The sequence below is a fragment of the Nostoc sp. NZL genome, assembly GCF_015714705.1.
GTDB lineage: Bacteria > Cyanobacteriota > Cyanobacteriia > Cyanobacteriales > Nostocaceae > Nostoc > Nostoc foliaceum_A.
Genome location: NZ_WBKL01000152.1, coordinates 44,808 through 58,930, shown reverse-complemented (window position 1 = coordinate 58,930; position 14,123 = coordinate 44,808). Strand labels below are relative to the sequence as shown.

The window sequence follows — 14,123 nt, the reverse complement described above, 5'->3', positions numbered from 1 at the left end:
TCCAAAGCTTGGATATACAAAGGTTCGGCATCACTGTACCTTCCCTGTGAACGGTAGAGTTCTGCCAAATTGTTCAGGCTAGTTGCCACAGAGGGGTGTTCATCCCCAAGCAGGCGTTTTGTCATCTCCAAAGCTTGGATATACAAAGGTTCGGCATCACTGTACCTTCCCTGTGAATCGTAGAGTAATGCCAAATTGTTCAGACTAGTTGCCACAGAGGGGTGTTCATCCTCAAAACGTTTTCTAGCAGCTGATAAACTTTGTTCGTACCAAGGTAAGGCTTGTGCGTAGCTTCCTTGACCTTGGTAAAATCTACCCAAGCCCAAAAAAGGAGAGATTAAATCATCATCGCTTAACCAAGCTTGGTAAACTGTGGCAGTTTCTCCAAGGTGAGGGATAGCCAGGGTTGCTTCAGCAAATTCTATCAATGTGGGTGTCTGAGGAATACTTCGCGCTACGGCTACCATCGCTTGACAAAAGCCGCGCTTGAGTTCATTAGCTTCAGTTAACTCTTCTAACTTCTGCCGCAATAATTCCTGAATGCGATCATGGATTTGGTAAGTGTCCTCTGCCAATTCTTGCAGCAAATAACGCTCAACTAAAACGGTACAGTTAACGTTGAGGTCAAATTCCAAATCGCTATAACTTGCTGCCGATTCTACCAAAGACCAAGGGATAGGAGCCAAAGCAAATAAACTCAATAGACAAGCTAATTTTTTCGCTTCTGGTTCTAAGCATTGCCAATTCAACTCAAAAGCTGCTGCTACACCAGACTCGCTTGCTGATTCTTGCTTTTGTAGCCGTGCGAGAATGTCTGCTAGCATAATACTCTCCCTGGCTCTCGGCACTGTGCTGCTATTTGGTAAAGTCCAATAGGTACATAATCCACAAATTGGCAAAGTCTTTTAGCAAACTCTAATTCCTTTTCAACGCTATCTTTTCCCAGCAGGGTTGTTAATAATTCTAAGGCTGCATCTGGTGACAATTCACCTAACGGCAGTGATGGATATGTTAACCCTGTGTTTTGACGAGTGGTAATTAACACCTTAAACCGAGAACCTTGGAGTGGTAGATAGGATTGAATTTGCTTCCAGTCTTTGACATCATCAAAGACTAATAAAACTTTGCCATCTTGCCAGTTATCCCAGCAATAGAAAACTCTACCCGCAGGGCTGAATTGTTGAAGAGATTCAAAAATCTTGAAATCAAAAAACTTTTTGGAGATACCAAACTCTAATAGCTGGGTTCCCAAATCAGTTTCTTGGGGATTTAACCAACAACACCCGCCAGAATAATCTCCCAAATATTGCTCTGAGTATTGAATAGCTAACTCTGTTTTACCTACCCCACCTTGTCCAGTCACATCGGTAATAGCCACAACATCATTTGCTTGCAATAGCTGACGCAATTGTTCTATTTGCTCATCCCTCCCAACAAATTTACGAGCTTGACTCTGTTGGATATTATGCGGGATATCAAAAGGATTGAAATGAGATTTTTCAATATCTCCATCCCAACTGCGGGAATAAAAATAAGTCGGCAGTTGTTTTTTATCTAAACTGCTAAATCGCTGCTTAACTGCCTCAGTAACTTCCCTCATATTCGGGGGAAAAGCCCCATTAGCTGCTGCAAAAGCTTCTCTCACAGCTTGAGAAAAGTATCCTGTTTTATTTTCGTAATTTACCTTAGCTTTCTCTCCTTCTCGCGTAGCCAGTAACACAAATTGTTGACTATCTTGCCTTGGCTGACCACTCAAAAAAGCTTTGCCACCTAAATTAGTTGGTCTTCCCTTCGACTCTAAAACATAATTGGCACAGGCATCAATAATACAAATATGATTACGAATCTGAAAATTATCCGAACCCAACAACAATAATAAAGAATTAAAATCCAAATTCTGCCAATTCTGTTTATTTGCATCAGCACAAAGCAACCGACGCTCTCGTTCTGAGGTAATCAAACCATGTCCCGCCCAAAAAATGTAGAGTAAATCCCCCGACTTTGGGGATAAAAAGTTAGTCACAATATCGGAGATATTTTGCTCTGTTGCTAACTCTACAGTTAATCCACATTCCCCAATTAACTGATGATTTTCTTCCAGTGCTGATAAACATAACCGAATATTCTCTTTCGGTACACCGTGCAGATGCAGCCAATAAGCAAATTTCAGCGCGTCATCGGCTGGCCCTCCACCTGGCACGTTCCAAGCGGTTTCGTGGTACTTTTCAATACCCACAATTAACCCAAATGTCCGCTCCGGTTTAGCCATCAACTGCATGATGACCTAGCCTCTGACGTTATGGGGAAAATGACCTAACCCCCCAACCTCCTTCCCTACAAGGGAATGGGGAGCCAAACTCCCCTCTCCGCTTCGGAGAGGGGTTGGGGGAAAGGTTCTTCTACGATTACTGAATTGGTTTTCTAAATACCGTAAAAAGTAACCCATTATGGCAACCTCGAAATAATCGCCTCCCAAGTTTTAGCATTTGTCCAATAAGCACCGTGGGAACGGGGAAACGGTTGTCTACTATCCACTCGCACATCCTGCACTCTATCAAGGAAAATTTTATTACCAACGTAACTGAGAAAATCCCGTAAATCGTAGATATTCAACCATTGCGGGAAATGCTCTGGTAATAACTGCCCATATTCTAAGCTGTAGAGGGCGTCAATCTCATATAAAAATGGTGCTTGGGAACCAACTGTTACCAATAATTCCACCTGAGACAACTGCTGCTGCACTAGCAAATCTACACAAGCGATACCTCCCAAGCTATGGGCGAGTAAAACCACTGGCGGTTCTGCTTGCTCAATCTGTTGCTGGATAAACGCCCTGATTTTTTCACCCCGCGTCTGATACAACAAAATATCACCAGGCATAGGCGAAATTTTATCAGTTAACTCAAGGCGGTTTCCTCTGACATAATTTGTTCCGCCGTGCTGCGCTAGTTCAACAAATGGCTTTAATAACCAGCCACCGAATCCTAACTCTGCCTCTCCCAAAGCCAGAGTCAGCAATTCCGCAACTTTATCCCGCAACTCTGCATCGGTGAGTATGGGGGGAAATTTTTCTTGCAATTCGCTAATAAACATTGCTTGAGCTGCGATCGCTCTAGCTATTGGTGCATAATATTCACTCAAATCAGATTCGGAAACTGTAAGCAATGCCCGTTCATACGGTTCACTGCGAATAACAGCCTCTCGTGCTTCTGCAAATATCTCTGCAATTCCCGCCTCTTGCAACTTAGCTTCCAGTTCCAATGTTGGAGTAAAACTCGCTACACGAGATTGTAAAACATCCCCTGGTTCTTCCCCAAAAGCATTTCCTGATTCAATAGGTTTCAAAGACAACAACCGCAATTCATACAGAGGGTCACGGTATAATTGCCCCCACAATACAATATCTGCGTCCTCTTCTGGCTGAGATAAAGCCAGTGTCGCATCCTCTAAGGGTACTGATGCCCGATTATCATTGAACTTTGCACCTAATTCACCCCAAAGACAGGGAGCAACTTTGATGTCAGGGCGTTGGGCGTGAATCTTTTGCTCAATTATCTCAAAGGTTTCGTTGTATTCTCGTTCTCTAATGCCAGTGCCATGTACAAATATTACAGTGGTCATTGTTTATTATCAGGGTGGCTAGCGATGCCTGCGGCGGGCTACGCCTACGCAAAGCTTCTCCTCTGTATTATTCATGACCACGTTATCCAAGACAAGAGAACTTATGCCAATTGCCTGTGAGGTTGCTCCAGAACTTGGGGTTTAAGCCCCAAGTCTTGCCATATCTACTCTTAAACCTTAGTCGTGAGAAATCTTGATATTTCTGCATGTGCCAACACAGCAGCAGGTTCGCGCTGGAGAGCGTTGTAATACTTTCTCTCAAAGGTATTGCCCGTCTCTAACGGTACAATCAGCGTGCGGACATCAGCAATCAACTTTTCAAAATCGTCCATCGATATCGGTTCATCTGCTTCGAGCATTTCATCAACTTGCACAACCACCTCAGAAATGCGATGTAGCCAAGCAAATTGTTCATGAGCGATAACTAGCTGAAGAAGTTCTCCGCTTGATACTCGTCCACTAACCTGTTCGTAGGCAATACGTTCTGTCTCCAGCAACATCTTATGAAGGTGGAGTAATTTGTTTCGTAAATCACGCAGATATTGATGTTGACGTATTCTTTGTGAAAGTGTGTTAGAAGTCAATGTTACCCATCCTTTCGTTACGATAGTCTTCAATGGCTTAAATAATTTCTGCGTCGGTATTCATCACGAATAGACTGTAGCGAACAACTGACCTAATACGGTTCGGTTAACAGGTTTGTCTCTCGAATATCCGCCCAACCCCCCGATAAATTGGCGGGCTTTTTCTCCTCTTCACCCTCTTTGTAAGGGGGTCACCGCAGGCGGGGGGATCTTATCCGAACTGTATTGTCATCTGCCCAATCTCAGTTCATGTATTCGGTATCCTTTTTAAGACGCATGACATTTAACATATCTTTTTATAGCTGTTATATCTTATATTTGATTACTCATATATTAGCATAAACTTATAAGAAGTACATAGTGTAGAACCTATCGAGAAAATATCAATTATGGGAAAACAGTCTTAATGTCGCTAGCATATGTAATTTTAGGTCTTCTTCAGCAGCAAGAAATGACAGGCTACGACCTCAAAACGAGCTGCTTTGATCAATGCATTGCTCATCTATGGCCAGCAGACCAGGCACAAATTTATAGAACTCTCGATAAGCTAGTTGAGCAAGGCTGGATTACCTGTAAGATTGAGATTCAGCACGATCGCCCTAACCGCAAAGTCTACAGCGTAACGGAGGCAGGGAAAGCCGAATTTGCCCGATGGCTTGGGACTCATCAGCCGTTACCAACTGTACGAGAACCAATGCTTGTCCAGTTGCATTTTGCAGACCAGTTGCCGAATGAAACCATCATTTACCTACTGGAACAAGAATTGGCAGCTCGAAGCAAAAAGCTTGCTGAATGTGAAATCATTGATTTGCCATCACTTGATGACGAGTCTGCCAACCGTGAGCAGGTGATGCAAAGGCTTGTGCTGGAGTTGTTGATCCGAAGAGAACAGACTTATATTAATTGGTTGAAGATAGCGATCAATGTTATCAGTCATCAAAAACCATATGCATCACATTATCAGATTCTATAAATCAAGGCAATGACAACAATAGCAGTCAATCCGTATCTCGATCGCAATTTTGCTCCAATCCATGAAGAAATCACCACAGACAAATTGCTAGTCATCGGTGAATTACCCCTTGACCTATCGGGGATGTTTGTCCGAAATGGCCCTAACCCTCAATGGACACCCATCGGTGAATATCATTGGTTTGATGGGGATGGGATGTTGCATGGTGTGCAAATTAGCAACGGCGTAGCTACATATTGTAACCGCTACGTCCAGACAGCCGGATGGAAAAAAGAACGAGAAGCGGGTAAGGCTCTCTGGAGTGGGTTGCTAGAACCACCACAAATGGATAACCCCTACGGTGGCTACAAAAATACTGCCAATACTGCCTTAGTGTGGCACGCTGGTCAGATGTTGGCGCTGAACGAGGGAGGTAAACCTCACGCCATCAAGCTTCCTGAATTAGAAACTATTGGTGAGTACACCTATAATGGCAAGCTAGTTTCTGCCTTCACAGCCCATCCTAAGGTAGACCCGGTTACAGGCGAAATGATCTTCTTTGGCTACTCTCTGTTTGTGCCACCGTATCTGCAATATAGTGTAGTCTCAGCCCAAGGCGAACTGTTGCGGACAGTGCCAATTGACCTGCCAATGGGAGTGATGATGCACGATTTCGCCATCACTGAAAACTATACGATCTTTATGGATTTGCCGCTGACTTTTAGCGCCGAGCGATCGCAACGAGGAGAACCCGTTATGATGTTTGAGCGCGATCGCCCAAGTCGTTTTGGCATTCTACCACGTCACGGTGATAACAGTAATATCCGCTGGTTTGAAAGTCCCTCTTGCTACGTCTTCCATACCCTCAATGCTTACGAAGACGGAGATGAAGTAGTGCTTATTGCCTGTCGCATGAGTTCTACCACTGTTTTGAGTTCTGATGATTTGCAACTCGACCCAGAAGGAAATATCCCCCGTTTATATCGCTGGCGATTTAATCTCAGTACGGGGACAGTGCGTGAAGAGATGTTGGACGATGTAGCTTCAGAATTTCCCCGTGTCAACGAAAATCTGTTGGGGCGAAAAACCCGATATGGCTACAGTAACAAAATGGCAAATAGTCCCCTACCTTTATTTGAAGGGATCATTAAGTACGACTTCAGCAGTGGACAGTCCCAAACCCACGAATTCGGACAGGGGCGCTATGGCGGTGAAGCTGTGTTTGCGCCGCGTCCTGGTGCAATTGCTGAGGATGATGGTTGGCTTGTAACTTTCGTCCACGATGAGAATTCAAACACTTCCGAATTAGTAGTGGTGAATGCCCAAGATGTAACTGCTGAACCTGTAGCGCGGGTGATAATTCCTCAACGAGTGCCTTATGGATTTCATGGTGCTTGGGTTGCACAGGAATAGTCAACTTAACGCTAAATGGGCGGTTACAAACCGCGTCTACACAGAACAAAACCCGCCTCCGCGGGTTAAAAAACCTTAATTTTCTCTTAGCCTACGGAGGTGTAGCTCCTGTTTGTGTAGCCACGATTTTTAATTGCTAGATATAGCAACAGCCAAGGTGATTACGACATCAACAGATGATAAAACTTAGACACAAAAAGACTTTTCACCCAGTCCCCAGTTCCCAGTCCCCAGTTCCCAGTCCCCAGTCCCCAGTCCCTTGCTATATATTCTTCCTATTCCTCCTTTCTAACCTCAAATTATTGTTCCCTATACCCCCCAGCGTAGTTAATTACGCAAATTGTTCTATAGGATTTGTGGGTTCCATAAGCAACACCAGACACTTTAAAAGCGGCGTTAAAAATGTTTTTTCTATGACCGCGATCGGGCACACCATCATCAATAATTAATTGCATGACAATATCTTGGGCGGTGTTTGGGCCATAACTGATATTTTCGCCTGCGGTTGTTTGCCATCTACCATAGCGGTTGATGCGATTAAAGGGGTTGCTACCATCGCTACCATCATGACCTGTAGCACCTTTTGGGCCTTGGTCTTTAACATGGTCTCTTGCTCCTAAAGACATACCTTTCGAGGCACTCAACGCTCCTACAGGACGTGCTGATTTCAGAAATGCGATCGCTTCATCGACTGCTTTGACTCCTTCTTGAGTTCGCAAATAGGTATTATTAGAAATTTTGACTCGGTTCCCCTCAAAGCGCTTTCTATAGTTTTCCATAATTGGAAGGTATGCTTTGGGGTTTGTTCGTACCTTATTTGTTTCCACAATTACCTGTTGTTCCAACGGTGAAAGATAACTCGCCTTTGCTAATAAAGTTGGACTAGTTGGTTTAACTACTGCTGGATTAGAGTTTGCCACAGACGGACTAGATTGAAACAATTGATTTGAGCAGCCGAAAATTAGGGCAACTGGCAAAAATACCCAAAATTTAATGCGATGCATTTATAACCTCACAATTTTTTATGGATTAATTTAGTGAATTAGAAGAAATAATAATTTTCAACACACACAGAAGTTGGTAACCGCTTCTTTATTCGGAATTTTAGAAGCGGCTTTTTGACAGATATCAGAACTTCGATCAGTCCCCGAAGAAGAACGGAAATAAGTTTATCAAGAGTATAGATAACGCTGCGCTCGTCTTTGTTCCTTGAGTGTGAAAAAAGGATTACTTAATACCTGTTGTAACCTAGCTAACACTCAAACGTAAAGCACAAAATTTTTTTACTTTATTACGCCTGTTTTTAAGTACAATAATTAAGAACATTGGCTAATACAAAATATAACGCAAATAAAAACTTTGCATATTTGCGTTTGATAGAAAAACCTAGAGTTTATATCATGTCCGATCAAATAAGTGTTTTTGCGATCGCTTGTTCTCAGCATTACCGTAGGCGATCGCATCGTCTCACTCGCAATTGACTAATTATTACACTTTGAGAAACCAGCGTTGTCGATACATCAGAACACCAACAGCCCACCACAACAACACGGTGACTATGGCAAACAACAGGGAACCATTCAAGACTCCCGCCCAAGATGCGAAAAAATTCTGGTAAATCCAATTGTAGGTACTGGGAGCGTCTTTGCCTGTACCGATAGTGGTTCTGACTAAGATTTTAATCAACAAAACGGATGGAACGAAAAGTGCGATCGCATTTAAGCCCATAATTTCAAAAGGTTTACTCCAGCGACGTATCAGCCGGATTTCGATGAGTTCATAACAAGCTGCTAATAAAAGTAAAGCCCAACCGCTGGTGAAAACTACATAAGAACTTGTCCATAGCTTTTTGTTAATGGGGAATATCCACCCCCACGCCCAACCGATAATTAAACAAGCAACTCCAAATAATCCTAAACCTATACTTGTGCGTGACTGTACAGGTTGGCTGCGTATCCATTGACCAGTGAAGTAGCCAGCGAGGACGTTTACTATACCGGGAACACTACTGAACAGCCCCTCTGGATCTCCCATAAAGTTGAAACCATCACCTTTATATAGATGTGCTTTGGGAATAATCAGGCGGTCAATATAAGCGCCGAAATTACCTTCTCGCGTCAGCATTCCCGCTCCATAATCGGGCACTGGTAAATACATCATCGTTAGCCAGTAGCCGATAAGTAGCGCTGCTGCAAGTATCCATTGCCCTTTACGCGGAAGGTTGAGAACTACCAAGGAAGCCAGCAGATAGGTAATGCTAATGCGCTGCAATACTCCCATCATGCGGATACTATTTAAGTCAAAAGTCCAAACACCTTGATTCCAAAAGCCATTTAGTAGCAAGCCTAAGGCAAAGAGAATGGCAGCACGGCGTAAGATACGCCAGTAAACATCTGAGGTTGGTTTGTTATCTTTGGTGTATTTTGACAGCGAGAAAGTCATTGCTACGCCGACAATGAAGAGAAAGAAGGGAAATACCAAGTCTGTTGGTGTGCAACCGTGCCAATCGGCGTGGGCTAAGGGAGGATATACATCATCTGCGACTCCCGCCATATTGACGAGAATCATCGCAGCGATGGTAATGCCGCGAAAAACATCCAGTGAAGTCAGGCGCATAAGCGGAATTTTATGTTAGATGAGTATCTAAACTACCCCGCCTGATGCAGGTAATCAAGCAAAATTTATAATATGTCTAATCAAGAAATTGAATCAACTAAAGATTTTGAGCAAAAAAAGGATGAACAGGATAATGAAAGTGGATATATAAAAATAAAATCTCCCTGAAGAATTAAATAATTTAAATCTTTTGCCAGAAATCAAGAAGGAAATAAAAACTTTTCTTTCTATGGGTTGCTTCTCGGCATAGTCTGTTTCATCAATTCTAGATAAAATTAATCAACAGCACATTACAAAAATACTTGAAAGCGTAGAAAAAGATAGTGAAAGAGCAATACGCTTGGATTAAGGCTTAACTCTTTGTCAAACAAAGCCAATTTTTTAACGAACCGCAAAGGACGCAAAGGGCGCAAAGGAAAAGAAGAAAGAGAAAAAAGGGTAGAAAGAAATGCTTAACTAACCTGTATTGAGTAAAAAAAATTGAGCTAGCTTATGGAAATAATGTAACGTGCGCCTCCGTTGGAGACTCACGTTAATGTAGTGCGTTAAAGCAGTGTAACGCACTCACAAATAAATTAACCCTTAAACTTCAACATTCAAAGTACGCACCAAAAAAGCCCATTTGTCTGCGGCTTCTTCGATAATTTTAGCTGTGGGTTTACCTGCACCATGTCCTGCCTTAGTCTCAATTCTAATTAACACTGGCGCATCACCTGTGTGAGCCTCTTGCAAAGCTGCGGCAAATTTGAAACTATGAGCAGGGACAACGCGATCGTCATGATCGGCTGTGGTAATTAAGGTTGCTGGGTAAGCTGTATCTGGTTTGAGATTCTGCAATGGCGAATAGGCATAGAGTGCAGGAAATTCCTCTGGATTATCCGGGGAACCATATTCGGAAGTCCAAGCCCAACCGATGGTGAATTTGTGGAAGCGCAACATATCCATCACGCCGACTGCTGGTAAAACTGCACCAAACAAATCGGGACGTTGCGTCATACAAGCACCCACCAATAAACCGCCGTTACTACCACCTGCGATCGCTAGCTTATCAGTCTTAGTATACTTATTAGCAATTAACCACTCAGCAGCGCCAATAAAGTCATCAAAGACATTCTGCTTTTTATCCTTCATTCCTGCTTGATGCCATTCTTCGCCGTATTCTCCACCGCCGCGTATATTGGGCATAGCATAGACACCACCCATCTCCATCCACACCAACAGACTCACAGAAAAACCAGGAGTCATTGAGGTATTAAAACCACCATAAGCATAGAGATAAGTGGGGTTATTTCCATCTAATTTTATGCCCTCTTTGTGCGTAATAAACATGGGTACTCTAGTACCATCTTTGCTCTGATAAAAAACCTGTTTTGTCTCATAATCGTTAGGATTAAAATCTACCTCTGGCTGGCGAAAAACAGTACTTTTACCAGTTATCATATCGTAGCGATAGATAGTTCCTGGTGTAGTGAAACTGGTGTAACTATAAAAAGTTTCGGTATCATGACGCTTACCACCGAAACCACCTGCTGAACCGAGTCCAGGTAGTTCTACTTCTCGAATAAATGCACCTTTGAGGTCAAAAATTTTAATTTGGCTGTGAGCATCTTTGAGGTAATCAGCAACAAATTGGTTATTGAGTATCCCGACACTTTCCAATGTTTCTGCTGATTGGGGAATGATTTCTCGCCAATTTTCCTTGGCAGGATTTTTCGTGTCAATCGCAATAACTCTTCCCCGTGGTGCATTTAAATCTGTGCGAAAATAAAACACGCTATCATCATTGTCGATAAAGCTGTAATCTGCCTCAAACTGGTTAATTAGTTCTAAAACTTCAGCATTAGGGTTAGTCAAATCTTTGGAGAAAACCAAATTTTTGGAGTCAGTACCCAGCCAAACTGAAATTATGAGATAGCATCCATCTTCAGTAACACCGCCACTAAAACCCCATTCCTTTTGGTCAGGACGATGATAAATCAGTACATCTTCTGATTGGGGTTGACCTAATTGATGATAGTAGAGCTTTTGATAATAGTTAACATCTTCCAATTGAGTTTTTTCATTTGGCTCATCGTAGCGACTGTAGAAAAAACCTTGATTATCATGTGTCCACGACGCACCAGAAAATTTAATCCATTTCAACTCGTCTTGTAGGTCTTCACCAGTTTCAACATCGCGGACTTTCCACTCTTGCCAATCAGAACCAGAAGCGGATAACCCATATGCTAAAAGTTTAGCATCCTCGCTAATAGATAATCCTGAAAGAGCAACAGTGCCATCTTCTGAAAGTTTATTTGGGTCGAGTAAAACTTTGGGTTGGTCGTCGAGGGTTTTCAGAGTGTAGAGGACACTTTGATTTTGCAGTCCGTCATTTTTAAAATAAAAGTAGCGTTCGGTAGAACTGTCTTGCAGAGATTCACCTTCTTTAAAAGGGATACCATATTTTTCATAATCCCAAAGTTTGGTGAGGCGCTGTTTAATTTTTTCCCTGGTAGGAATTTCACTCAAGTAGCCAAAAGTAATTTGATTTTGTGCCTCAATCCAAGTCCTTGTTTCTTCAGAGTCAGGATCTTCTAACCAACGATAAGGATCTGCGATTAAAGTACCGTGGTAGTTATCGACTTGATTGTTCTTGTGACTGGATGGGTAAGTGAGGGATTTTTTAGAGGAGGGCATAATCTCAGGTCAAAAGTGCTTCTTTACATACTACAAACATAGACCCAAGACATTGAGCATAGACTGAGTAAAAGTATTTTGTTTTAGAGGCAAAGTGCGTTCGCTTTTAGCGTCTCGTAGAGAAAAAAGCGAAAAATGCGGTCTTGAGGAAACCCCAAGAGGAGCAATTTTTCAAGACAAATAGGACTTACGCATGAGTACCGGAAAAACGTAGAAGTATTCGCAAAGCGTCTTGTAGAAAAGCGGCTGGTTGCAGGCTACCACAGAGACACAGAGAACACGGAGTAATAAGAGATTGAGAGAGTTTTTGCGTAAGTCCTCAGGATTTAGGAGACTATTTGCCACCAACCGAATGCTGGGCCGATAAAACGGATAGTTGCCCATCCGATAACCATAAGGCCAATGCCTATCCAGGCACCACGAGTAGTCCAACTAACAAATAGTTCGGCTTGATTTTTTGTGATGGGAAGCCAAGGCAAGATCCGAGTCTCTTGACCGTATGTTTCCCCTAGTGTGGTTTTACGACGCTTTGCTTCACCCATAATCAGCAACTCAAATTTTACTTAGGTTCTAAATTTATCTTGCCAGGAATAATGGCTACACAAAGGTGATGAATGGCATCACCTTCATAAAATGTAAATTGAGCATGGGGCATTGACAAATTGCTTTAGGCAGAATTTTCTTCATCGGTATTAGAAAACAGACTGGGATCGAGATAGTTAATGCGTGCCAGAGGACTTAAGGCGGCAAGAATTTGAGCGCCGTAGCTGCGATTAACTACACGACTATCAAGTAAAGCAACAATGCCTTGACTTTCTCGCACTGGAGCGATCGCTCTTTGTAATTCATTCAAGGCAGCCGGCAACAAATATAACCGAAACCAATCTTGATGCGATCGCTTATAACGAGCTACCCTACCAGCTACCAGGGGATTTTCTAAAGATGGTAGCGGCAAAGTAGCAATAATTAACAAATGAGGTGCAGGCAAGACTCTTTGATGTTCTCGCCAAAATTCCCAACCGCTAATCAAAATACCATTTTCATCTAAACAAGTTTTTTCTACTTGCACCCGCGAACCAAACTCTGAGGCCAGAATTGCCGCAACTTGAGACTTAAGTGGCACATCCCCCACCAAGATAACCGTTAATCCCGGTGCTGTAGCACTCAGACAAACCAGTGTGCGGACTTTGTGAATAAATGCCGCTTGGAATTCTGGCGTGTTAGGTAGGGGCAACTTATAAGGTACATACAGTTGAATTGCTTCTGCTTGACTCTCCGAAGAGAACTTCAAGCAAGTTAAATCGTCCAAACCCAGGCGCTGTCGGAAAAGAGGAGCCTCAGTTTCCGGTTCGATAGCGCTACCAATTAAAACTACTGGTTGTCGCTGCCAAATAGGCGAGAGAATTTCCCCTAATTGCATTGGGGCATAGTGTAAAGAAAATAAACCTTGTCGATGGGCAATTGTCGCCCAGAAGAGAGGAGAGGGAGAAAGATTTTCGTCAAGGCTTTGAAATTGCTGCCAGAAATTTTTCCAATTATCTGGGAGGTTGGCTTGATCTAAAGCCAAATACAGACGACTCAAAATTTCTATTTCTGGCTGGGAAATTAGATAACACTCATAAGGATTAGCTGGATGCTGAAAAAGCTCGTATGCCAGTTGTATCCGTGCTTCGCTAATTGCCTCAGCTTGGTTTGGGCAAGCCAGCATGAGTTGATCCCAATCATGGGGTTGAATATCTTGGGTAAGTTGATGACGCACCCAATCTTCGAGATCATCTACTCCATCAATAATAGTGGGAATGCCTTGGGGAAAGCGATCGCCACCAGCAAATTGTCCTTTTAACCAAGCTTCTGGGGAGGTCAACAGTAGCCCTTGGAACTCAGCACCAGGCCAAGCGTCACCTGTTCTAATCGATTTATTGGCTGGTAGCCACTGCTGTAGACGGGGAATTTCTACCCGCAGCAGAAGTTGCTGCACCGCTTCTTGAGCAACAATAATTACAGGGCCATGCCACATTAGGGCTGATGCTACGAAACTGGTACGATACCGCCCTTGATAGCCACAAACTGCCCCTACTTGAATGAGGGCGCTACGTCCCAGGCGCAAGGCGCGTGCTACCAACCGTGCCATCGTCAAATGATGGGGCCAGGAAGGGAACCCCGCCTGCGATCGCAAAAAGTTATGTAGTGAAAAATGAACTTCTGCCTCAATCACACGCTTTTAATTCCATACAAAGTGACTTTTACTTCCAATTGCCCCA

12 protein-coding genes are annotated in these 14,123 nt (G+C 43.1%); 3 read left to right on the top strand and 9 right to left on the bottom strand.

Annotated elements, in window-relative coordinates:
• The 4 genes from F8R90_RS21520 to F8R90_RS21505 form a co-directional block, all read right to left on the bottom strand.
• The coding region (locus F8R90_RS21520) for a tetratricopeptide repeat protein (protein ID WP_196512376.1) at positions 1–824 on the bottom strand (824 nt) is incomplete at its 3' end.
• Positions 818–2,278, bottom strand: coding sequence for an NB-ARC domain-containing protein (locus tag F8R90_RS21515; RefSeq protein WP_196512375.1), 1,461 nt, complete (start codon positions 2,276–2,278; stop codon positions 818–820). The genes F8R90_RS21520 and F8R90_RS21515, both read right to left, overlap by 7 nt.
• A gap of 167 nt (positions 2,279–2,445) precedes the next feature.
• A complete protein-coding gene (locus F8R90_RS21510; RefSeq protein ID WP_196512374.1) occupies positions 2,446–3,621 on the bottom strand; it encodes a hypothetical protein in 1,176 nt (391 codons plus the stop codon).
• A gap of 170 nt (positions 3,622–3,791) precedes the next feature.
• A complete protein-coding gene (locus F8R90_RS21505) occupies positions 3,792–4,205 on the bottom strand; it encodes a hypothetical protein (RefSeq protein WP_196512373.1) in 414 nt (137 codons plus the stop codon).
• A gap of 406 nt (positions 4,206–4,611) precedes the next feature.
• Between F8R90_RS21505 and F8R90_RS21500 the strand changes: the two genes are divergently transcribed.
• Together F8R90_RS21500 and F8R90_RS21495 are read left to right on the top strand one after the other, a co-directional pair.
• Positions 4,612–5,178, top strand: a complete 567-nt coding sequence (locus tag F8R90_RS21500; protein WP_196512372.1) for a PadR family transcriptional regulator — start codon at positions 4,612–4,614, stop codon at positions 5,176–5,178.
• A 9-nt stretch (positions 5,179–5,187) separates the two neighbouring features.
• Entirely contained in the window at positions 5,188–6,570 is a 1,383-nt protein-coding gene (locus F8R90_RS21495; protein WP_196512371.1) for a carotenoid oxygenase family protein, read from the top strand.
• A 299-nt stretch (positions 6,571–6,869) separates the two neighbouring features.
• On the opposite strand, the gene F8R90_RS21490 is transcribed toward F8R90_RS21495, so the two are convergent.
• Positions 6,870–7,574, bottom strand: a complete 705-nt coding sequence (locus F8R90_RS21490) for a CAP domain-containing protein (protein ID WP_196512370.1) — start codon at positions 7,572–7,574, stop codon at positions 6,870–6,872.
• Between the two features lie 321 nt (positions 7,575–7,895).
• Between F8R90_RS21490 and F8R90_RS21485 the strand changes: the two genes are divergently transcribed.
• Positions 7,896–8,051: a hypothetical protein gene (locus tag F8R90_RS21485; protein WP_196512369.1), complete on the top strand. Its 156-nt coding sequence runs from the start codon at positions 7,896–7,898 to the stop codon at positions 8,049–8,051.
• Between the two features lie 7 nt (positions 8,052–8,058).
• On the opposite strand, the gene F8R90_RS21480 is transcribed toward F8R90_RS21485, so the two are convergent.
• The 4 genes from F8R90_RS21480 to F8R90_RS21465 all read right to left on the bottom strand — a co-directional run bounded on the left by F8R90_RS21480 (position 8,059) and on the right by F8R90_RS21465 (position 14,077).
• Positions 8,059–9,186, bottom strand: a complete 1,128-nt coding sequence (locus F8R90_RS21480; protein WP_196512368.1) for an acyltransferase family protein — start codon at positions 9,184–9,186, stop codon at positions 8,059–8,061.
• A gap of 582 nt (positions 9,187–9,768) precedes the next feature.
• On the bottom strand, positions 9,769–11,862 hold the full coding sequence (locus tag F8R90_RS21475; RefSeq protein ID WP_196512367.1) for a prolyl oligopeptidase family serine peptidase: 2,094 nt from the start codon (positions 11,860–11,862) through the stop codon (positions 9,769–9,771).
• A gap of 326 nt (positions 11,863–12,188) precedes the next feature.
• A complete protein-coding gene (locus tag F8R90_RS21470) occupies positions 12,189–12,404 on the bottom strand; it encodes a DUF2839 domain-containing protein (protein ID WP_190894802.1) in 216 nt (71 codons plus the stop codon).
• Between the two features lie 125 nt (positions 12,405–12,529).
• Positions 12,530–14,077 carry a helicase C-terminal domain-containing protein gene (locus tag F8R90_RS21465; protein WP_196512366.1) on the bottom strand — a complete coding sequence of 516 codons (1,548 nt, stop codon included), beginning with the start codon at positions 14,075–14,077 and terminating at the stop codon, positions 12,530–12,532.
• Positions 14,078–14,123 lie beyond the last annotated feature (46 nt).